15 protein-coding genes are annotated in these 20674 nt (G+C 54.0%); 14 read left to right on the forward strand and 1 reads right to left on the reverse strand.

Going from position 1 to position 20674, the window contains the following annotated elements:
- Positions 1–29 precede the first annotated feature (29 nt).
- From ACTG3Z_RS07620 to ACTG3Z_RS07655, 8 genes are read left to right on the forward strand one after another with little or no spacing between them, the layout of a single operon-like run.
- Entirely contained in the window at positions 30–977 is a 948-nt protein-coding gene (locus ACTG3Z_RS07620) for an ABC transporter permease (protein WP_439142314.1), read from the forward strand.
- Complete coding sequence (locus tag ACTG3Z_RS07625) at positions 974–1792, forward strand: ABC transporter permease (protein WP_439142316.1); 819 nt, start codon at positions 974–976, stop codon at positions 1790–1792. The genes ACTG3Z_RS07620 and ACTG3Z_RS07625 overlap by 4 nt, the downstream gene beginning before the upstream one ends.
- Complete coding sequence (locus ACTG3Z_RS07630; protein ID WP_439142318.1) at positions 1789–3393, forward strand: ABC transporter ATP-binding protein; 1605 nt, start codon at positions 1789–1791, stop codon at positions 3391–3393. Before ACTG3Z_RS07625 ends, ACTG3Z_RS07630 begins: the two co-directional genes overlap by 4 nt.
- Positions 3380–4834 carry an aldehyde dehydrogenase family protein gene (locus tag ACTG3Z_RS07635; RefSeq protein WP_439142320.1) on the forward strand — a complete coding sequence of 485 codons (1455 nt, stop codon included), beginning with the start codon at positions 3380–3382 and terminating at the stop codon, positions 4832–4834. Before ACTG3Z_RS07630 ends, ACTG3Z_RS07635 begins: the two co-directional genes overlap by 14 nt.
- Before the next feature lie 15 nt (positions 4835–4849).
- Positions 4850–5590 carry an SDR family oxidoreductase gene (locus tag ACTG3Z_RS07640; RefSeq protein WP_439142322.1) on the forward strand — a complete coding sequence of 247 codons (741 nt, stop codon included), beginning with the start codon at positions 4850–4852 and terminating at the stop codon, positions 5588–5590.
- Positions 5591–5638: 48 nt separating this feature from the next.
- Positions 5639–6643: a P1 family peptidase gene (locus ACTG3Z_RS07645; protein ID WP_439142324.1), complete on the forward strand. Its 1005-nt coding sequence runs from the start codon at positions 5639–5641 to the stop codon at positions 6641–6643.
- Between the two features lie 3 nt (positions 6644–6646).
- Complete coding sequence (locus ACTG3Z_RS07650; protein WP_439142326.1) at positions 6647–7453, forward strand: alpha/beta fold hydrolase; 807 nt, start codon at positions 6647–6649, stop codon at positions 7451–7453.
- Complete coding sequence (locus tag ACTG3Z_RS07655; RefSeq protein WP_439142328.1) at positions 7443–8792, forward strand: tetratricopeptide repeat protein; 1350 nt, start codon at positions 7443–7445, stop codon at positions 8790–8792. The genes ACTG3Z_RS07650 and ACTG3Z_RS07655 overlap by 11 nt, the downstream gene beginning before the upstream one ends.
- A 52-nt stretch (positions 8793–8844) precedes the next feature.
- Here ACTG3Z_RS07655 and dnaE read toward each other — a convergent pair whose 3' ends face one another.
- Positions 8845–12345 carry a DNA polymerase III subunit alpha gene (gene dnaE / locus ACTG3Z_RS07660; RefSeq protein WP_439142330.1) on the reverse strand — a complete coding sequence of 1167 codons (3501 nt, stop codon included), beginning with the start codon at positions 12343–12345 and terminating at the stop codon, positions 8845–8847.
- Between the two features lie 173 nt (positions 12346–12518).
- On the opposite strand from dnaE, the gene ACTG3Z_RS07665 reads away from it, so the two are divergent.
- From ACTG3Z_RS07665 to ACTG3Z_RS07690, 6 genes are read left to right on the forward strand one after another with little or no spacing between them, the layout of a single operon-like run.
- Entirely contained in the window at positions 12519–13877 is a 1359-nt protein-coding gene (locus ACTG3Z_RS07665; protein ID WP_439142331.1) for a xanthine dehydrogenase small subunit, read from the forward strand.
- Positions 13874–16204: a xanthine dehydrogenase molybdopterin binding subunit gene (gene xdhB, locus ACTG3Z_RS07670; protein WP_439142332.1), complete on the forward strand. Its 2331-nt coding sequence runs from the start codon at positions 13874–13876 to the stop codon at positions 16202–16204. Before ACTG3Z_RS07665 ends, xdhB begins: the two co-directional genes overlap by 4 nt.
- Positions 16194–17126: a xanthine dehydrogenase accessory protein XdhC gene (gene xdhC, locus ACTG3Z_RS07675; protein WP_439142333.1), complete on the forward strand. Its 933-nt coding sequence runs from the start codon at positions 16194–16196 to the stop codon at positions 17124–17126. The genes xdhB and xdhC overlap by 11 nt, the downstream gene beginning before the upstream one ends.
- Positions 17123–18637, forward strand: a complete 1515-nt coding sequence (locus ACTG3Z_RS07680) for an ABC transporter ATP-binding protein (RefSeq protein WP_439142335.1) — start codon at positions 17123–17125, stop codon at positions 18635–18637. Before xdhC ends, ACTG3Z_RS07680 begins: the two co-directional genes overlap by 4 nt.
- Positions 18634–19719, forward strand: a complete 1086-nt coding sequence (locus tag ACTG3Z_RS07685; protein WP_439142337.1) for an ABC transporter permease — start codon at positions 18634–18636, stop codon at positions 19717–19719. Before ACTG3Z_RS07680 ends, ACTG3Z_RS07685 begins: the two co-directional genes overlap by 4 nt.
- Positions 19719–20642 (forward strand): ABC transporter permease, encoded by a 924-nt coding sequence (locus ACTG3Z_RS07690; protein ID WP_439142339.1) that lies wholly within the window; start codon positions 19719–19721, stop codon positions 20640–20642. The genes ACTG3Z_RS07685 and ACTG3Z_RS07690 overlap by 1 nt, the downstream gene beginning before the upstream one ends.
- Positions 20643–20674: the final 32 nt, after the last annotated feature.

Consider the following 20674-nt stretch of genomic DNA (forward strand, 5'->3'; position numbering starts at 1 on the left):
CTCACGCAGCTCTCGCCTAGCGTATCCCAATGCTGCGCTATAGCCTGAAACGTTTGCTGTCCCTTGTGATCAGCCTGATCATCGCGAGCCTTGTCATCTTTTTGGTGATCGAGGTCGCACCGGGTGATCCTGCGTCGTTCATGCTCGGGATAAACGCGCAAGTAGACACACTGAACGCCCTGCGCGACGAATTAGGGCTCAATCAAAGCAAGCTTGAGCGCTATCTCTCTTGGACCTCTGGGATGCTGCAAGGCGATTTTGGCACGTCCTACACATACCGCACACCTGTCGCACAAATGGTGGCGGACCGCCTTTGGGTGTCCTTGCCGCTTGCGCTATATGCGCTCGCCCTTTCTACCATCATCGCTTTTCCAGCAGGGATTTATGCCGCATCTCGTCGTGGCGCACCTGGCGATGTAGCGGTGATGGGCGCAACGCAGTTGGGCGTGGCGATCCCAAATTTCTGGTTCGCGATGATGCTGGTTCTGGTCTTTGCAATAAACCTGCGCTGGTTTTCAGCCGGCGGATTTCCAGGCTGGGATGAAGGTTTATTCGCAGGCCTAAAAGCATTGACCTTGCCGGCAATCGCATTGGCCTTGCCCCAGGCCGCGATCCTAGCGCGTGTTATGCGTTCATCCTTGCTCGATATATTGAACGAAGACTTCATCAGAACCGCACGCGCAAAAGGGCTCAGTCGGCGTCAAGCCTTGTGGCGTCACGCACTCAGAAATGCTCTGATCCCAGTGCTGACAATCATCGGTTTGCAATTTTCGTTTTTGCTGGCTGGATCAATCATCATCGAACAAGTCTTTTATCTACCGGGACTTGGACGTCTCGTCTTTCAATCCATATCGCAGCGCGATTTGATTGTGGTCGAAAGTGTTGTGATGCTTTTGGTCTTTGCCGTGATCATGGTAAATTTCATCGTTGATCTCGCCTATGCCTTTGTGGATCCGCGCTTAAGGTCGCGCACATGAAGTCGCGTAATCTCATTATCGGTGGTGCGCTTTCTGCACTGTTTATTGCTGCGGCGTTGATCAGCTTTGCTTGGACCCCGTTTGACGTGACGCAGATGAATATTCCCGTAAAACTGCAAACACCCAATAGCACACATTGGCTCGGGACTGATCACTTTGGCCGCGATATCTTTAGCATGATTATGGTGGGCGCGCGCACCTCTATCGCTGTTGCTTTGGTCGCAGTTGGAATTGGTATGGGAGTCGGTGTTCCACTGGGCCTCGCTGCGGCGGCGCGACAAGGCAGCCTGCTCGATGAAGTGATTATGCGCGGCAATGATCTTGTCTTTGCTTTCCCGTCCCTCGTGATCGCCATTCTTATCACGGCAGTGTTTGGCCCGGGCGCGGTGAACGCAATTATCGCAATTGGTATCTTCAACATCCCGGTTTTTGCGCGCCTCACCCGTGGTGCAGCGCTCCCACTATGGCAACGCGAATTTATCATGGCTGCGCGCGTCGCAGGCAAAGGGGCATCGCGTATATCGCTCGAACATATCCTGCCTAACGTGACCAACCTTTTGATCGTGCAGGGAACGATACAATTTTCACTTGGCATACTCGCCGAAGCAGGCTTGAGTTACGTCGGCCTCGGGGCGCAACCACCACTTCCAAGCTGGGGACGTATGCTCGCTGATGCGCAAACCATGGTCAGCTTTGCACCTCATCTTGCCCTTATTCCAGGCGGCGCGATCATCTTGACAGTGCTCGGTCTGAACTTGATGGGGGATGGTCTGCGTGACCTGCTCGATCCGCGCATTCGGGTGGAGCGCACATGAGCCTTTTGTCTATCCAAGATCTCAACCTGAGCATTCACGGCACCGCGATCCTGAAAAGTGTGTCGCTAGAGCTGGCGCAGGGTGAGATCGTTGCGATCACGGGCGAAAGCGGATCAGGTAAATCACTTACCGCCTTTAGCGTAATGCAGCTTTTGCCCCGAGGAACAGTCACCATTGGATCTATCAAACTCGATGGCCAAGACCTGCTGAACGCGCCAGATTCAGACATGTGTGAGCTGCGTGGCAATGATATTGGTATGGTCTTTCAAGAACCCATGACTGCGCTAAACCCGTTAAAAACAGTAGGTGACCAAGTGATGGAGACGATCTTGCTCCACACAAGTCAAAGTCGCGATGAAGCGCGGCAACGCGCTAAAGACGTCCTTGCCCGTGTTGGTCTGCCCCCAGAGGCATACAGCCTTAGCCGCTTCCCGCATGAGCTTTCAGGTGGTCAGCGCCAGCGCGTTGTTATCGCAATGGCGATCGCCCTGCGCCCACGTCTACTGATTGCGGATGAGCCGACCACGGCGCTAGATGTCACCACTCAAGCGCAGATATTGGCACTTTTGAAAGACCTCGTTCAGGATTTTGGCATGGGGCTTTTGATGATCACGCACGACCTCGCCGTCGTGTCCGATATGGCGGATCGGATCGTTGTGATGCGCAGTGGCGAAGTTGTCGAAACCGGTGCAACCAAGACCCTTTTTGCCAACATGCAACACCCCTACACGCGCGCACTTTTCGCGGCCTCCACGCATGAGGTTGGCCTACCGCAAGCGCCCGAGCCAGACGATGCATTGTTGGTCGTTCAAGATGCAATCCGCGACTACCCCAAACCGCGCACCACACTCTTTGCCCCGCGCGCGTATACCCGTGCAGTGAACGGCGTCAGTTTTACCCTAAACAAGGGTGAGCGTATCGGTCTTGTTGGCGAAAGTGGGTGTGGCAAGTCCACACTCACCCGCGCCATTTTGGGGCTAGAGCCATTGCAGGGTGGATCTATCAGAGCATTCGGACGAGAGGTTGGGCCAAACATGCCAGCCGCTCTGCGCTCCGGTTTGCAAGTCGTTTTTCAAGACCCATACGGCAGTTTCAACCCGCGCCATAAAGTAGCGCGCATCATCACAGAACCCTTCCATTTGCTCGATACGCCACCCAGTGGATTGGCCCGCAAAAGCCAGATCAACGACGCGCTTTTGGCGGTGGGCCTACACCCTGATGACGCGGATAAATACATCCATGCCTTCAGCGGTGGGCAACGCCAGCGCATTGCCATTGCACGTGCGCTGATCATTCGCCCTGACGTCATTATTTTCGACGAAGCCGTGAGCGCGCTTGATGTGTCAATCCGAGCTCAAATTCTCGATCTTATCGCCGAGCTGACGCAAACCCAGGAGCTGAGCTATCTCTTTATCAGCCATGATTTAAGCGTTGTACGCACGATCACTGACCGCGTACTGGTGATGAAAGATGGTGAAATTGTCGAAGACGGCGCAACAGAAGAAGTCTTCTCCAACCCGCGCCATCCCTACACGGCCAGCCTAATTGCCGCTGCCCCAACTCTTCCTGATGTGAAAGCCCTCTCTGATGTCCCTGCCTGATCTGCCTTTTAATCCTGCTCATTGCCTTATCAGCGGAACATGGCGCGCGCCTCAAGCAGGCGAAACGATTGCTTTGTTCGATCCTTCTGACGGCACTGAACTGACACAAATCGCACGGGGGCGCTCTGAAGACATTGACGCCGCAGTCAGCACTGCCCAAGCCGCATTGGATGGCGTATGGGGTAAGACCACGGCGTTAGAGCGTGGTCGTATCCTAACACGGATCGGGCAACTGGTGCTCGAAAACGTCGAACTGCTTGCTGAGCTCGAAGCACGTGATGTTGGCAAGCCCCTTACCCAAGCGCGCGCAGACGCTGTGGCACTGGCGCGCTACATGGAATTTTATGGTGGTGCTGCAGACAAGGTGCACGGCGAAACCATCCCCTACCTTGATGGCTATACCGTTTACACTCTGCGCGAGCCCCATGGTGTCACCGGCCATATCGTGCCTTGGAACTACCCGATGCAAATCATTGGACGCTCTGTTGGCGCAGCGCTGACAATGGGCAATGCCGCTGTATTGAAACCTGCAGAGGAAGCATGTCTGACCGCACTCATGTTCGCAGACATAGCACGCCAAGCGGGCCTTCCCGATGGTGCGTTAAACGTGGTTCCGGGGCTTGGCGCAGAAGCCGGTGCCGCCCTTTCAAGCCATACAGATGTGCAGCACATTTCTTTCACTGGCTCTGTTCGCACGGGTGCATTGGTTCAACAGGCCGCAGGCGCAAATGTTGTGCCAGTTACTTTAGAACTCGGCGGGAAATCCCCACAGTTGGTGTTTGAGGATGCAAACCTTGAAGAAGCATTGCCGTTTCTTGTGAATGCCGGAATTCAGAACGCTGGACAAACATGTTCTGCCTCATCTCGCATCCTTGTGCACAAATCACGCTACGATGAGGTCGTGACAGCGATGTCTTCGCGCTACGAAGCCTTAAGCGTTGGTCCAGCCATGGATGATTGCAATCTCGGGCCACTCATTTCAGACCGCCAAAAGGACATTGTCACAGGCTTCTTGAAACAGGGAGCAGATCTACAAATCGCAGCGGTCGGCAAAATCAAATCAGATGCGCCAAAAACGGGCGCTTATGTTGCACCCCATCTGCTGCTTTGCTCAGATCCAGACCATCCTCTCGCTCAGCAAGAAATCTTTGGACCAGTCCAAGTCGTCATCCCGTTTGAGGACGACGCAGACGCTCTCAAAATCGCCAACGGGACTGACTATGGCCTTGTGGCAAGCATCTGGACACAAAACGGCGCGCGCCAAATGCGCCTCGCCAAAACGCTCAAATCAGGGCAGGTTTTCATCAACAATTATGGTGCCGGTGGTGGCGTCGAACTTCCCTTCGGTGGCGTAGGTAAGTCTGGTCATGGTCGCGAGAAAGGGTTTGAGGCACTTTATGGCTTTTCAACCCTGAAAACGGTAGCAGCAAAACATGGATGATCGAAGGGGATAACAATGCGTTTAAACGGCAAAACAGCAATTGTAACAGGGGCCGGTTCAGGCTTCGGCGCGGGCATCGCACGGAAATTTGCAGCTGAGGGGGCTGATGTGATCGTTGCAGATATTAACGCAGCCGCTGCGCGCAAGGTCGCTGATGAAATCGGTGCCACTGCTTGCACCGTCGATGTTGCCAACACAGCAAGCGTTCAAGCAATGATTGAAACCGCCCTGACTGCATCTAGCCAAATTGATATTATCGTCAACAACGCAGGCGTGACGCATTTGCCAGCACCGATGGAAACAATAAGCGAGGATGATTTTGACCGCGTCTTCGCAATCAACTGCAAGTCTGTCTACCTTATTTCACAAGCCGCCATGCCACATATGAAAGCCAAGGGGTCAGGCAATATCCTTAATGTTGCCTCTACCGCAGGTGTCAGCCCGCGTCCCAACCTGAGCTGGTATAACGCCTCTAAAGGCTGGATGAACACTGCCACCAAATCCATGGCCGTAGAGCTCGCTCCTTTCGGTATCCGCGTCAACGCGCTTAACCCTGTGGCTGGCGAAACACCCCTGCTTGCATCTTTCATGGGCGAAGACACGCCTGAGCGACGCGCGCAGTTCTTATCTACCATTCCACTTGGCCGTTTTTCCACACCTGAAGATATGGCCAACGCAGCATGCTACCTGTGCTCTGACGAGGCCAGTATGATCACAGGAGTCTGTATGGAAGTGGATGGTGGCCGCTGTATCTAACCTTTGTTTCATTTTTCAAAATAAACTCCCGCCGGAGGCACCCATCCCATGCAACCAGGCCCCTTAAATCTGATCACTGACGTGCGAGGGCTCAAAGTCGGCCAAGCTCACAATGCTGCGCTCAAATCTGGCACAACAGTTCTCACCGCAGACAAGCCCCTCCTGTCTTCAGTGCATGTCATGGGCGGCGCACCGGGCAGCCGCGAAACAGATCTGCTGGATCCGGATAAATCAGCCCCCGGCGTGGATGCGTTCGTTCTGTCTGGCGGCTCTGCGTTCGGACTTGATGCCGCATCGGGCGTCGTTCAGGGACTGCGCGACATGGGCCGCGGATTTCCTGTTCACACAGCGCGCGTCCCAATTGTCCCAGCTGCGATAATTTTCGATTTGATTAATGGTGGTGACAAGGACTGGCGTACCAGCCCCTATCCCGTACTCGGCCAAGCCGCGCTAAGCAACCTAGAGGCCAATTTCGCGCTCGGCTCGGTCGGGGCCGGCACGGGCGCGATGAGCGCTATGCTGAAAGGAGGCACTGGCTCAGCCTCGTTGGTTCTTGATTCTGGAATTACGGTCGGTGCGCTTATGATTGCCAATCCAATTGGCTCTGTCACAACACCCGGTGAGCGGCATTTTTGGGCAGCGCCTTATGAGATTGATGGCGAGTTTGGTGGCAAAGGCGTTGATCCCAGCACAGGTTTGGGCCGCGATCTTAACTCTGAAAAAATCACCGCCATGCTTAAGCACGCGAATACGACCATCGGGATCGTTGCCACAGACGCCAAACTTAACAAAGCCCAATGCAAACGTATTGCGATCGCGGCGCATGATGGCATCGGGCGCGCATGTGTTCCAGCGCACACTCCCATGGATGGCGACCTGATTTTCAGCACGACGACAGGGGACAAAGACCTCACCAATCCAGATTTCGAATTGGCTATGATCGGCCATGCCGCCGCACTTTGTGTCACCCGCGCTATCGCGCGCGCGGTGTATGAAGCAAGTCCCGCGCCCAATGATTTACTCCCCACATGGCGCGAGAAGAACGAGACCTGATCAATGCCTCATGCAACGCTCAATGACATTCAAATGCACTATGAAATCGATGGGGATGGCACGCCTTTAGTCCTTATCGCTGGCATGCTGAGTGATAGCGCAAGTTGGGGTCCGCTGGTGGCTCCGCTCTCAGAAAGACACACCGTTATCCGCCCCGACAACCGAACAACCGGCCGCACAGAGCCAAAACTTGCGCCAACATCGCCGCAGCAAAACGCCTCTGATATTCTCGCGCTGATGGATCACCTCCAGATCAAGAGAGCCCATGTTGTGGGACATTCTATGGGTGGCTACATCGCGTCTGAATTTGCGGCTTTGGCACCAAAGCGCACCATCTCGCTGACGCTACTGTGCAGCGCGCCCCTCAATCTAAAACGCTCTTGGCATTTGTTCCAAAACCTATGTGATATTCGCGCGCAGGGTCCCGAAGGCCTCTGGCTGCGCTGCCTCTTCCCGTGGCTCTTTCACCACCGCTTTTTCGATCAGCCTGATCAAATTGAAGGCGCTGTCGCTGCAAGCCTTGCCTACCCATACGCGCAATCCCTTGATGCAATGCAGCATCAGCTCAACGCACTCAAAACGTATGTGCCGACAAACATTACAAACAAGCAAAACCTTCCCATTCTCGCCCTCTTAGCGCAAAACGATCTTATTGTTCCACATGCAGAGGCCCTAGACCTGCTCTCACAAATCCCGCACTCTCAAGTGCAGACAATCCCGCACTCGGGTCACTCAGTTCATTGGGATGCCCCAGCAGACGTGCTTGCGCATCTCACTGCATTCTTGAAGGAGCATGATAATGACATCTGATCGCTTTGGAAACGCCTTCACGGAGACTGCGCCAACTGATGCGGCAGCGATTGATGATTTCGTGCATGGGTTCCTTGCGTATCAGCCGAAAGCCGCAAATATCTTGGCAGCCGCTGAAAACACCCCTTCCAGCGCACTGATCAATGCATATGCAGGTATGCTTTGGATGTTCCTCGAAGCCCCTGTTGCGCCAGACAAAGCTGCGCCTTATCTGGCGCGCGCACAAAACGCAAAATTGGCCAATCCACGGGAACGCTCGACCCTGAAAATCGCGCAAACTTGGGCCTCGGGCAATGTCCCTGAAACCATGCGCTTGTGCGAAACACACGCTTATGAATATCCGCGAGATCTCGTCATTATCAAGCTTGCCCAATATCTCTATTTTAACGCGGGCGACGCCCCTTCAATGTTGCGCGCAGGGCTGAAAGCGATCCCGGCGGCCCAAAACGAACCCTTCGTGCACGGTATGATCGCCTTTGGCTATGAACAATGTCACCAGCTCGAACAAGCCGAGGCCAGCGCGCGCCTCGCCATCGAAATCGAACCCACAGACGCATGGGCGCACCACGCGATCGCGCATGTCATGCTTACCCAAGGGCGCGTGATCGAAGGGGCGGCCTTCATGGAAGAGATGGCACCGCGCTGGGAAGGGCTTAACAGCTTTATGTATAGCCACAATTGGTGGCATCTCGCGCTCTTCTACATCTCCATGGGCAAACATGATGAGGTGCGCCAAGCCTATGACAGCCATGTTTGGGGATTGGAAAAGACCTTTGCACAGGATCAAATTGGCGCAGCCTCTCTGCTTGCACGGATGGAACTTGCAGGCATCGATGTGCAAGACCGGTGGAAAGACGTCGCAGATCACATCGCTTTGCGCGGCGCTGATACAACTTTGCCGTTCCTGACTATGCAATATCTTTACGCGCTTGGTCGCTCAAATGACCCCATGGCCGATACTCTGATCAGCGCGATCAAACAAAAGGCAAGCGCGCCGAGCTTTGAACAAGACGTCTGGCGAAACGTGGCTTTGCCCGCCTGCGAGGGATTGCTTGCATACACGCGCGGTGATTTTGAAACCACTGTGCGCGCGCTGGGCAATGCTCTACCACGCATGGCAGAGATCGGTGGCAGCCATGCGCAACGCGACCTGTTTGAACAAGTGCACCTAGACGCCTTGATGAAAACAGACCGCCTTGCGCAAGCGCAGCAAGTCTTGGAAATGCGCCGAACGTTTGATCCCGATGGCGTTCCACTAAATGAAATGCTCGCACAGGTTTATGAAAAAACGGGTCTCCCAGATCTTGCGGATCAAGCCCGCCAAAGGGCGCCGCACTAAGCATCCTCTCTCTAAAAATATCCCCGCCGGAGGCTCTGATCTTTCTTCAAGATCAGACTTCTTCGACCTGCATGACCCCATCAAGGCTCTTAAGTGCGCCTTTGATTTGCGGGTTCACAGGGAATTCACGGCCAAGGTCCACTTCAACTTCACCGGGCAGCTCACTATCGAGCAAACACAGTAAAACAGACCCGCGCGCTCCTTGCTTGACGGTCTCTTGCGCGCGCGTCAGCACAGAGGCGATATTCGCGACGGCACCTGAGTTTTCCACAAATATGCGCAAACTCGTTTGACCTGCATCAGCAACCACGACATCAATTGGCGCGACGGAACGACCCAGTAATTTCAACTGATCGCTCTCCATATTTGCTTCCACAGTAACGACAACCTTTGCCCCTGTTTCCAAAAACTCGCGGCATTTGTCGAGCGTATCAGAGAACAAAGTCACCTCATAAGCCCCAGTGGTGTCGCTCAACTGTGCAAAAGCAAAACGATTGCCACGCGCGGATTTACGTTCCTGCCGCCACGCAACTACGCCTGCGAGTTTCGCAACCAAAGCACCGTTTTCAGCCTTGGCGGTGACCTCATCCAAAGTCATCACGCCTTTGCGCTTCAACGGAGCCATGTAATCATCAAGTGGATGACCAGACATATAAAAACCAACTGCGCGGAATTCCTCGTTAAGGCGTTCTGCTGGCATCCAATCTTGCACAGGGCTTAGCCGTGGTTCTGGCAAATCAGCCCCCGCTTCACCGAACAAAGACACCTGATTTGAATTCTTTTGCTCAAAAATCGCTTGGGAATAGTTCACCAAACCATCGAGACTATCAAAAACACGGCGACGGTTTGGATCCAATTGATCAAACGCGCCAGAGCGCGCGAGCATTTCCAGTGGACGCTTGCCGACACGCTTGAGATCAACACGTCGCGCCAGATCGTAAATTGTACTGAACGGCTTGTCGCCGCGTCCATCCACGACCAGTTTCATCGCTTCAACGCCGACATTCTTTAACGCGCCCAGCGCGTAAACCAACGCACCCTCAGTGACTTTGAACGTCGCATCAGAACGGTTCACGCAAGGCGGAACCCAAGGCAGATCAAGCCCTTTCTTGACCTCTTCAAAATACACCGCAAGCTTATCCGTCAGATGGATATCGCAGTTCATGACACCCGCCATGAACTCGACAGGATGGTTCGCTTTCAGCCACGCGGTTTGGTAGCTAACAACTGCATAAGCCGCAGCGTGGGATTTGTTGAAACCGTAGTTGGCAAACTTCTCCAAAAGGTCGAAAACTTCCGACGCTTTCTTGGCAGGTACGCCGTTTTCCTTAGCGCCTTTTTCAAACTTGGGACGTTCTTTCGCCATCTCTTCGGCGATCTTCTTACCCATCGCACGGCGTAGCAAATCAGCGCCGCCTAGCGAGTAACCCGCCATGACCTGAGCGATCTGCATCACCTGTTCTTGGTAAACGATGATGCCTTGAGTTTCTTCAAGGATGTAGTCGATCAGCGGGTGAACTGACTCACGCTCTTTGAGACCGTTCTTTACCTCGCAATAGGTCGGAATATTCTCCATCGGACCGGGGCGATACAGCGCCACCAGAGCAACAATATCCTCGATACAGGTCGGCTTCATCCGCTTCAGAGCATCCATCATGCCCGAGCTTTCCACCTGAAACACCGCAACTGTCTTGGCTGATGCGTAAAGCTTATAACTCTTCGCATCATCAAGCGGGATCGCACCAATATCATCCACAGTGCCTGCTGGCGGTTGATAAAGCTCGGTGCCATCCGCCGCGACATGCAACTGTCGACCACTGGCCGTAATCTGCTCCATCGCGTTTTGAATGACCGTCAGTGTTTTGAGGCCAAGAAAGTCAAATTTCACCAGACCTGCTTGTTCGACCCATTTCATGTTGAATTGGGTTGCTGGCATATCAGAGCGCGGATCTTGGTAGAGTGGTACAAGCGCATCCAATGGACGGTCGCCAATCACCACCCCCGCCGCGTGGGTCGAGGCGTTACGTAAGAGCCCCTCAACTTGTTGACCATAATCAAGAAGGCGTTTGACCACCTCTTCATTGCGCGCCTCCTCACGCAAGCGCGGCTCATCGGCCAAGGCCTTTTCGATAGAAACCGGTTTCACACCTTCCACAGGGATCATCTTGGACAGACGATCCACTTGCCCATATGGCATCTGCAAAACACGCCCAATATCGCGCACCGCCGCTTTAGACAGCAAAGCACCAAAGGTGATGATCTGCCCCACTTTATCGCGGCCATATTTCTGTTGAACGTATTGAATGACCTCTTCGCGACGATCCATACAAAAGTCGATATCGAAGTCCGGCATGGAGACACGTTCAGGGTTCAGGAAACGCTCGAACAGCAACGAGTAGCGCAGTGGATCAAGGTCCGTGACAGTCAATGCATAAGCCACAAGCGACCCCGCACCAGACCCACGGCCCGGACCCACAGGTATATTGTTGTCCTTCGCCCATTGGATAAAATCGGCAACAATCAAAAAGTATCCAGGGAATCCCATGCCCTCGATAATGCCGAGTTCAAAATCGAGCCGTTCTTGATATTCCTCTACCGTCACCGCATGCGGGATCACCGCAAGACGCTTTTGCAGGCCTTCGTTAGCGATGCGGCGTAGCTCTGCCACCTCATCATCAGCGAACTTGGGAAGGATGGGATCACGGCGGTAGGCTTGGAAAGCGCAGCGTTTGGCGATCTCAATCGTATTTTCAATCGCTTCAGGCAAATCTGCGAACAGCGTGACCATCTCTTGCTGCGACTTGAAATAGTGCTGCGCGGTCAATTTGCGGCGTGGGTCTTGCTGATCAACATATGCACCCTCTGAAATACAAATCAGGGCATCATGGGCTTCATACATCGAGGACTTGGGGAAATAGACGTCGTTCGTTGCAACCAACGGAATACCCTTGGCATAGGCCATTTCAACAAATCCACGCTCGGAGAGGCGTTCCGCTTCCGGCTGTCCCCCATTCTCGGGATGGCGCTGGAGTTCCACATAGAGCCGATCTCCAAAGGCGCTGTGCATTTGATCCATCAGCGCTTCTGCCGCCGGGCGTTGCCCCCCTTGCAACAGTTTCCCAACCGCACCTTCAGGTCCGCCGGTGAGACAGATCAGGCCTGCGCTTCGTTCGGTTAACTCATCAATCGTTACCTGCGGCAACTGCCCGCCTTTATCCACATAAAGACAGGAATTGAGCTTCATCAGGTTCTCATAACCCTGTTCGTTCTGAGCTAGCAGCACTATTGGCGCAGGCGCTTTTTCACGCTCGCCCGGTTGGGCCTTGAGATAGGCGAGATCAACCTGACAGCCGACAATCGGTTGCACGCCTTTACCTGAAGCACCGACCGAGAACTCAAGCGCCGCGAAGAGGTTGTTGGTATCCGTCACGGCGACGGCGGGCATATCCATAGACACGCACAAATCAGGTAGCTTTTTCAGCCGCATTGCCCCTTCAAGAAGGGAATATTCAGTATGTGTGCGTAGGTGGATGAATCGAGGAGCATTTGTCATGCGACCACCCTACTTGCGTCGGCAAGGCAAGAAAATCGCTAAAGCACCGCGCACAAGAAAACTCTTGCCAGTTTCGGCAATCTTGCCAAATATGAGCGCGACCGCCCGTGTCGCTTCTACGCCGCATCGAAGCTGCGCATTCTGGGCAAATGGTACCGCGGCGGGCATATAGCATGAGCATCAAGTTTCTTCTGAACGGAGAGACGGTGGAGCTGACTGAGGACACACCCACAGTTACTCTGCTCGATTGGCTGCGCGAAACACGCGCGATGACGGGAACCAAAGAAGGCTGTAACGAAGGCGATTGCGGGGCGTGCACTGTCATGGTCACCGACGACAGCGGCGCGCGTGCGTTGAACGCTTGCATCCTTTTTCTGCCGCAACTGCATGGCAAAGCGGTGCGCACCGTTGAAGGATTTAGCGGCCCAGATGGCGCGCTACATCCGGTGCAAGAAGCCATGGTCGAGCACCACGGATCACAATGCGGGTTTTGCACACCCGGTTTCATCGGTTCAATGGTCACAGCGCACCGCAATGGGCGAAGCGATTTCGATGATGCATTGGCCGGAAACCTGTGTCGATGCACTGGCTATGCCCCGATCATTCGCGCCGCAGAAGCAGCGTCACATGCGAAAATACCAGATTGGGTCCAAGACATCCCACCCGAGGTTGGCGCAAGCGCCTTGTCCCCTGAAACCAGCGATGAACTGGCGGCTTGGTATGAAGCAAATCCTAACGGGACGCTCATTGCGGGTGCGACGGATGTGGGCCTTTGGGTCACCAAGCAACTCAAAGAGCTCACAGACATCGCGTTTTTGCATCGATGCCGCGACTTGCAGCACATCGTAGACCATGGGGATCATCTAAGGATTGGCGCTGGCGTCACGATGGCGCAACTTCTTCCCGTTTTGAAAGAACATCATCCGAGCTACGCTGAACTGGTGCGGCGCTATGGCTCCGAGCAAGTCCGCCAAGCGGCAACCCTTGGCGGCAACATCGCAAATGGATCCCCAATAGGGGACAATCCTCCTGCTTTGATCGCGCTTGGCGCAACGCTCCACCTTCGCAAAGGGGCGAGGCGGCGCGACATGCCGATTGAGGAATTTTTCATCCAGTACGGCAAACAAGATCGCGAAGCGGGTGAGTTTGTTGAGAGCATTACAATCCCTAAAAACGCAAGCGCGTTGCGTTGCTACAAACTGTCCAAACGCTTTGATCAAGATATTTCTGCGGTCTGCGGCTGCTTCAATATTGAGGTGTCAAACGGTGCGGTCACAAATGCGCGCATTGCTTATGGCGGCATGGCCGGAACTCCGATGAGGGCTGCAAAGGCCGAAAAGGCTTTGATCGGTCAAGCTTGGAGCGATGAAAATATGACCAAAGCCGCAGAAGCAATGGCCGATGATTTCACGCCGCTCACAGATATGCGCGCGTCTGCTGCGTATCGATTGCTTACGGCGCAAAACATGCTGCGACGCTACTTTGCCGAAGCTTCCGGCCTTAAGGTTTCTGTCTTGGAGGTAAAGGCATGAGCATTGCAAAACCTCTCCCCCATGACGCAGCAAAATTGCATGTGACGGGTGCGGCCAGATATGTGGATGACATCCCGACGCCACGCGGCACCTTGCATCTGGCTTTTGGTCAAAGCGAGATCGCACATGGGGAGATCCAGAGCCTTGATCTTTCCGCGGTGCGGTGTGCCGTTGGCGTGACTGGCGTTCTTACAGCAGATGATCTGCCCTTCGAAAATGACGTCAGCCCGTCTGCGCATGACGAGCCGCTCTTGGCAAAAGGATCGGTACATTATGTGGGACAACCCATCTTTTTGGTCGTTGCCACAACGCATTTGCACGCGCGCAAAGCTGTTCGTTTAGCGCGCGTTGAATATGTGGAAAAACCAGCCCTGATAAGTATCGACGATGCGCTCTCGGCAAATAGCCGTTTTGAGGACGGTCCGCGCATTTATCAAAAAGGCGACACAGCACGCGCTTTGGAAACCGCAGAACACACGATTGAAGGTGTGATTGAAATGGGTGCGCAAGAGCATTTTTATCTTGAGGGGCAAGCCGCTTTGGCACTGCCACAAGAAAATGCTGACATGGTTGTACATAGCTCAACGCAGCACCCAACTGAAATTCAGCACAAAGTTGCAGAAGCACTTGGCGTTCCTATGAACGCTGTGCGTGTCGAAGTGCGTCGTATGGGAGGTGGCTTTGGTGGCAAAGAAAGCCAAGGCAATGCACTGGCTGTTGCTTGTGCTGTTGCCGCGCGCGCCACAGGGCAGCCTTGTAAGATGCGATACGACCGCGATGACGATATGGTTATTACAGGAAAACGTCATGATTTTCGTATCGCTTACAAAGCAGGTTTTGATGCGGATGGGCGCGTCAGTGGCGTTGATTTCATCCAATATGCACGATGTGGCTGGGCGCAGGATCTCTCTTTGCCTGTTGCGGACCGTGCAATGCTTCATTCAGACAACGCCTATTTGCTTGAAAACGCGCGTATCGAAAGCCACCGTCTGAAAACAAACACGCAAAGTGCTACGGCGTATCGTGGCTTTGGCGGGCCCCAGGGCATGCTAGGGATCGAGCGTGTGATGGACCACGTTGCCCACACGCTTGGGAAGGATCCTTTAGACGTACGGCGCGTCAATTACTATCGTGACAGGGCATTTGAGGGTTCTGGAGCCTCCGGCGGGAGTTTATCTGGAAAAATGAAGTCACAGACAACGCCCTATGGCATGGAGGTCGAAGACTTCATCCTTCACGAAATGACAGAAACCTTGGCGCAGTCTTCAGATTATGAAGCGCGGCGAGAGGCCATCAAAACATGGAACGCCGACAATCCAATTTTAAAAAAGGGGATCGCGCTCACACCTGTGAAGTTCGGGATTTCATTTACACTAACGCATCTTAATCAGGCCGGTGCATTGGTGCATGTCTATGCAGACGGCTCTGTGCATTTGAACCATGGTGGCACAGAAATGGGACAGGGCTTGTTCCTTAAAATCGCGCAAGTTGCAGCTTCACGGTTTGGCATTGATGTGAGCAAGGTAAAGATCACCGCCACCGATACGGGCAAGGTGCCCAACACCTCGGCCACGGCTGCCTCATCAGGGACGGATTTAAACGGGATGGCCGTGCAAGCGGCCTGTGACACGATCAAAGCGCGGTTGAGCCAGTTTTTAGCCAAACACTATGCTTTGCCTGACGAAGACGTCTGTTTCGAAAATGGGAGTGTGCAGATAGGTGAACATGTGTTGGCCTTTGCCGATGTCGCAAAGCTCGCATACGAAAATCGCATTTCGCTATCTGCAACAGGGTTTTACAAAACACCGAAAGTCGCTTGGGACAGGATCAAAGGACAAGGACGTCCGTTTTTCTATTTCGCTTATGGAGCGTCGGTAAGTGAAGTCGTGATTGATACGCTGACGGGCGAAAACCGAATTTTGCGCACAGATATTTTGCACGACGCGGGCGCATCTTTGAACCCTGCGCTAGACATTGGGCAGGTCGAGGGCGGCTATGTGCAAGGCGCGGGTTGGTTGACGATGGAAGAGCTGGTTTGGGACGATAAAGGGGTTCTGCGGACCCATGCGCCATCGACTTACAAAATTCCTGCGTGCTCTGATCGCCCTGATATTTTCAACGTTTCCCTTTGGCAGGGTTCGAATTCCGAAGAGACGGTCTATCGTTCAAAAGCTGTCGGGGAACCACCGTTTATGCATGGGATTTCAGCACTTATGGCTTTATCGGATGCAATATCATCTTGTGGGGCCAGCTATCCGGCGCTTGATGCTCCGGCCACGCCTGAACGCATCTTGGACACGGTTGAGCGGGTGAAACGTGGGGTTTGATGTGCAAGAACTTGCGAGCGCGGTTGCACAGCATGGACGTGTAGCACGTGTCGCCATTGCAGGGATTCAAGGATCGTCACCGCGCGAAGTTGGAGCGGCAATGCTTGTCTGGCGCAACGGACAAAGCGGTACGATTGGCGGCGGCGCTTTAGAATTTGAACTCGCCAAGTCGGCATTGAACGTGAATGGAAAGCGCCTAAGCCGTCATGCACTTGGGCCTGAGCTGGGTCAGTGCTGCGGTGGTGCTGTCCAGATTGTGACAGAAGTATTTGATCAAAATACGCTTCCGAAGGCGCATCACGGGATAATTGCTCGTGCCGTTGATGGATCAGACACGATGCCTTTGCGCGTTCAAAAACTGCTTATGGATGCGCGTGGGGGGGCCGTGATCGACACTCAACTTTGCCAAGGTTGGTTCATTGAAGCGGAACATAAAGCCACGCGTGAATTGTGGATTTGGGGCGCGGGGCATGTCGGACGTGCGCTTGTAAACACCCTTGCGCCTTTGCCGGACTTCGCGACGACCTGGATTGATACCAGCGAGGATCGCTTCCCGAGCGATGTTCCTTCGGGTGTTAAGCAAGTTCCGGCGCACACTCCGGCGGTACTGGTCAAGCATGCACCTGCCTGTGCTGAGCATATCATCCTGACCTATTCACACGCACTTGATCTTGAACTGTGTCATCAACTGCTCTTGCACGACTTTCGGTTCGCGGGGCTGATCGGGTCAAAAAGCAAATGGGCGCGTTTTCAAAGTCGTCTCGCCGCACTTGGCCACCAGAACGCACAAATTACGCGCATAACCTGTCCAATTGGGAACCCGAGCTTAGGCAAACATCCGCAAGCTATTGCGATTGGGGTGGGCTCTTCTTTATTGAGGACGTCACAGAGTGTGGCACAAACACAAAGGAACTCAGCGTGAGCGACCCACTTCTACGCTTGAGCGGCCTGACAAAGGCCTACCCCGGGGTTGTCGCCAACAGCGACGTCTCGTTCGACATTCATGCAGGGGAAGTTCACGCTTTGCTTGGTGAGAACGGGGCCGGAAAATCGACGCTGGTCAAAATGATATATGGTTTAGTGAAACCTGACACGGGCCGTATGACGCTTAATAGTGCGCCTTTTGCGCCCAGCGCACCAAGTGCGGCGCGCCTGTCTGGTGTCGCCATGGTGTTCCAGCATTTCTCGCTTTTTGATGCGCTTAACGTCGCAGAGAATATCGCGTTGGGGATGGAGAATGCCCCAAAGCAACGCGATCTAGCTGCCAAGATCAAAGAGGTCTCTCATCAATACGGACTGCCGCTTGATCCATATATGCGGGTCGGTGATCTTTCTGCTGGTGAAAGACAGCGTGTCGAAATCATTCGCTGTCTTTTGCAAAACCCGAAACTTTTGATCATGGATGAGCCAACATCGGTTCTGACGCCGCAAGAGGTGGAAATACTGTTCAAGACCCTGCGCCAACTCAAGGCGGAAGGTACAGCGATCCTTTATATTTCGCACAAGCTAGAGGAAATTCGCAGCCTGTGTGACACCGCCACAATCCTGCGTTTGGGTCAGAAAGTCGCGACATGTACGCCTGCGGACACCAGCGCCAAAGAGCTTGCTGAAATGATGGTTGGCGAAACGCTACACGTGCCTGAACGTGCAGCGGGCGCATTTGGTGAGGTTCTTCTTGATGTGAAGGACTTATCGCTTCGCGCCCCAACCGAATTTGGCACGGCGTTGAAGAACGTGACCTTTAAAGTGCGCGCTGGAGAAATTTTGGGTATTGGTGGTGTGGCGGGCAACGGTCAGGACGAATTGCTAGGCGCTTTGTCTGGTGAAGTGAGCAGCAGCAACGCGGTAAGCCTGCGCGGGAACGACATTAGCAAGCTTGGCCCGCAGCAGCGACGCGCGCTTGGAGTTCTAGCAGCGCCAGAGGAACGACTTGGCCATGCAGCTGTGCCTGACATGAGCCTGAGCGAGAATGCTTTGCTATCCGCCGCAGTGCGCAAGGACATGATGAGCTTTGGTTTTGTGAATTGGGGCAAGGCAAAGTCCTACGCGGAGCATGTCATCAACGAATTTGACGTGCGCACGCCCGGCGCGGGGAACGCGGCGCGCTCGCTCTCTGGGGGTAACTTACAGAAATTTGTGATCGGTCGCGAAGTGTTGCAAGATCCAGATGTGTTGATTGTAAACCAGCCCACGTGGGGGGTGGATGCCTCAGCGGCAGCAGCAATCCGGCAATCCTTGATGGATCTTGCTGAAAAAGGCGCTGCACTGGTTGTCATCTCTCAAGACTTGGACGAGCTGATGGAAATCTCAGATCACTTTGCTGCATTGAATGAAGGGCGCTTGTCTTCGATCCGCCCGGTTCACGAACTAAACGTCGAAGAGATTGGCCTGATGATGGGCGGCGTTCACGACAGCATGGAGGGTGCCGCATGATCCGCCTCGAAAAGCGCGCTCAACCAAGTCAGTTCTGGACGTTCGCCACACCCTTTTTAGCGGTGATCCTGACTATGATCGTTGGTGGCATCATGTTCGCAGCGCTTGGCAGCGATCCTTTTGAAGCAATCCGCACGATCTTTTGGGACCCGTTATTTAGTGAACAATTCGCCGCCTATTCACGTCCGCAATTGCTGGTGAAAGCTGGCCCGCTGATCCTAATTGCAATCGGCCTTTCAATGGGCTTCAAAGCAGGCATATGGAACATCGGAGCCGAAGGGCAATACATCATGGGTGCCATTTGCGGTGCGGGGATGGGGCTTGCTTTCTACCCGATGGAGAGTGCCCTCATCTTCCCGTTTATGATCCTTGCTGGCGCGCTTGGGGGCTGGGCTTGGGCGATGATACCCGCGGTTCTAAAAACGCGCTTTGGTACGAATGAAATCCTCGTCTCCTTGATGCTGGTTTATGTTGCCGAAGCTTTGCTGGCGTCTGTTGCGTCTGGTTTGTTAAAGAACCCTGATGGCATGGGCTTTCCCGGCAGCCGTAATCTGGCGCAAATCCCATCCACGGCGAACCTCGAAATTATCCAAGGCACGGGAATGCATTACGGCGTACTTACTGCATTCATTGCGGTGATCTTTGCGTATATTTTGCTTTCGCGCCACATGCTTGGTTTTCAAATCCGCTTGACGGGTGAGGCGCCGCGCGCCGCGCGTTTTGCAGGCGTGAACCCGACACGCATCGTGTTTTTGTGTCTGGGTCTTGCTGGTGCTCTTGCAGGGATGGCAGGCATGTACGAGGTTTCTGGTCCTGCAGGTCAAATCACCATCGACTTCAATTCTGGTTATGGGTTCACTGCGATCATCGTCGCGTTCTTGGGTCGCCTGCACCCCATTGGCATCCTTTTCGCGGGCCTCTTGATGGCACTCACCTACATCGGCGGTGAGCTTGCGTCGCTCATGCTTGGCATCCCGTCAGCTGCCATTCAATTGTTCCAAGGGATGCTCTTGTTCTTCCTTTTGGCAACGGATGTGTTCATCAACTTCCGCATAAGACTAACTTCTGGGGAGACTGCATAATGGACCTTTCTTCCATCAACCCTGCCCTTCTCATCGCGTCGCTTATGGTGTCTGCGACACCAATTTTGCTCGCTGCGCTTGGTGAGCTTGTTGTCGAAAAATCAGGTGTTTTAAACCTCGGTGTTGAAGGCATGATGATCACTGGTGCGATCTGTGGTTTTGCGATTGGCGTCAACACAGGCTCGCCCGTGCTTGGCTTTATGTTCGCGGCTGTCTGTGGCGCATTGTTGTCTTTGGCCTTCGGAATTCTCACACAATATTTGCTTTCTAACCAAGTTGCGACAGGGCTTGGCCTTACCCTTGTTGGGCTCGGTTTAAGTTCACTGATTGGTAAGCCTTATGAAGGTATCAAATCGCCAACCTTGCAAAAGATGGAGCTGCCGATTCTCTCTGATATTCCCATTGTTGGACCGATGCTGTTTTCGCATGATCCGATGGTTTACTTATCTGTCGCGCTTGTTGCGGCCACTTGGGCGGTGCTGAAATATACGCGCGCTGGCCTGATCCTGCGCGCTGTTGGCGAAAGCCATGATGCAGCCCATGCGCTTGGCTACAAAGTGGTGCGTATTCGTATCCTCGCGATCCTTTTTGGCGGTGCTTGTGCTGGCTTGGCGGGGGCTTACATCAGCCTTGTTCGAGTGCCGCAATGGACGGAAGGTATGACCGCTGGCGCTGGCTGGATCGCTCTTGCGATTGTTGTTTTTGCAAGCTGGAAACCATGGCGTGTGCTGATTGGTGCCTATCTTTTTGGCGGAGTCACTGTCTTACAGCTGAATCTACAGGCCGCTGGTGCTAAGGTCCCGATCGAGGTCTTGTCGATGTCGCCCTATCTGATAACTATTGCTGTGCTCGTGATCATCTCGGCGCGCGGCAATCATGGCGCGCCCGCTGCACTGGGCAAGATTTTCCACGCCTCTCGGTAAGAGCGGCAAAACACAGTCATCCACAGGGGAAT

The organism is Planktotalea sp. (genome assembly GCF_965659345.1).
Classification (GTDB): domain Bacteria; phylum Pseudomonadota; class Alphaproteobacteria; order Rhodobacterales; family Rhodobacteraceae; genus Planktotalea.

Coding starts and splice junctions, on each gene's coding strand:
- ACTG3Z_RS07620 (WP_439142314.1), top strand. CDS start 30: ATGCTGCGCTATAGCCTGAAACGTTTGCTGTCCCTTGTGATCAGCCTG.
- ACTG3Z_RS07625 (WP_439142316.1), top strand. CDS start 974: ATGAAGTCGCGTAATCTCATTATCGGTGGTGCGCTTTCTGCACTGTTT.
- ACTG3Z_RS07630 (WP_439142318.1), top strand. CDS start 1,789: ATGAGCCTTTTGTCTATCCAAGATCTCAACCTGAGCATTCACGGCACC.
- ACTG3Z_RS07635 (WP_439142320.1), top strand. CDS start 3,380: ATGTCCCTGCCTGATCTGCCTTTTAATCCTGCTCATTGCCTTATCAGC.
- ACTG3Z_RS07640 (WP_439142322.1), top strand. CDS start 4,850: ATGCGTTTAAACGGCAAAACAGCAATTGTAACAGGGGCCGGTTCAGGC.
- ACTG3Z_RS07645 (WP_439142324.1), top strand. CDS start 5,639: ATGCAACCAGGCCCCTTAAATCTGATCACTGACGTGCGAGGGCTCAAA.
- ACTG3Z_RS07650 (WP_439142326.1), top strand. CDS start 6,647: ATGCCTCATGCAACGCTCAATGACATTCAAATGCACTATGAAATCGAT.
- ACTG3Z_RS07655 (WP_439142328.1), top strand. CDS start 7,443: ATGACATCTGATCGCTTTGGAAACGCCTTCACGGAGACTGCGCCAACT.
- dnaE (WP_439142330.1), bottom strand. CDS start 12,345: ATGACAAATGCTCCTCGATTCATCCACCTACGCACACATACTGAATAT.
- ACTG3Z_RS07665 (WP_439142331.1), top strand. CDS start 12,519: ATGAGCATCAAGTTTCTTCTGAACGGAGAGACGGTGGAGCTGACTGAG.
- xdhB (WP_439142332.1), top strand. CDS start 13,874: ATGAGCATTGCAAAACCTCTCCCCCATGACGCAGCAAAATTGCATGTG.
- ACTG3Z_RS07685 (WP_439142337.1), top strand. CDS start 18,634: ATGATCCGCCTCGAAAAGCGCGCTCAACCAAGTCAGTTCTGGACGTTC.
- ACTG3Z_RS07690 (WP_439142339.1), top strand. CDS start 19,719: ATGGACCTTTCTTCCATCAACCCTGCCCTTCTCATCGCGTCGCTTATG.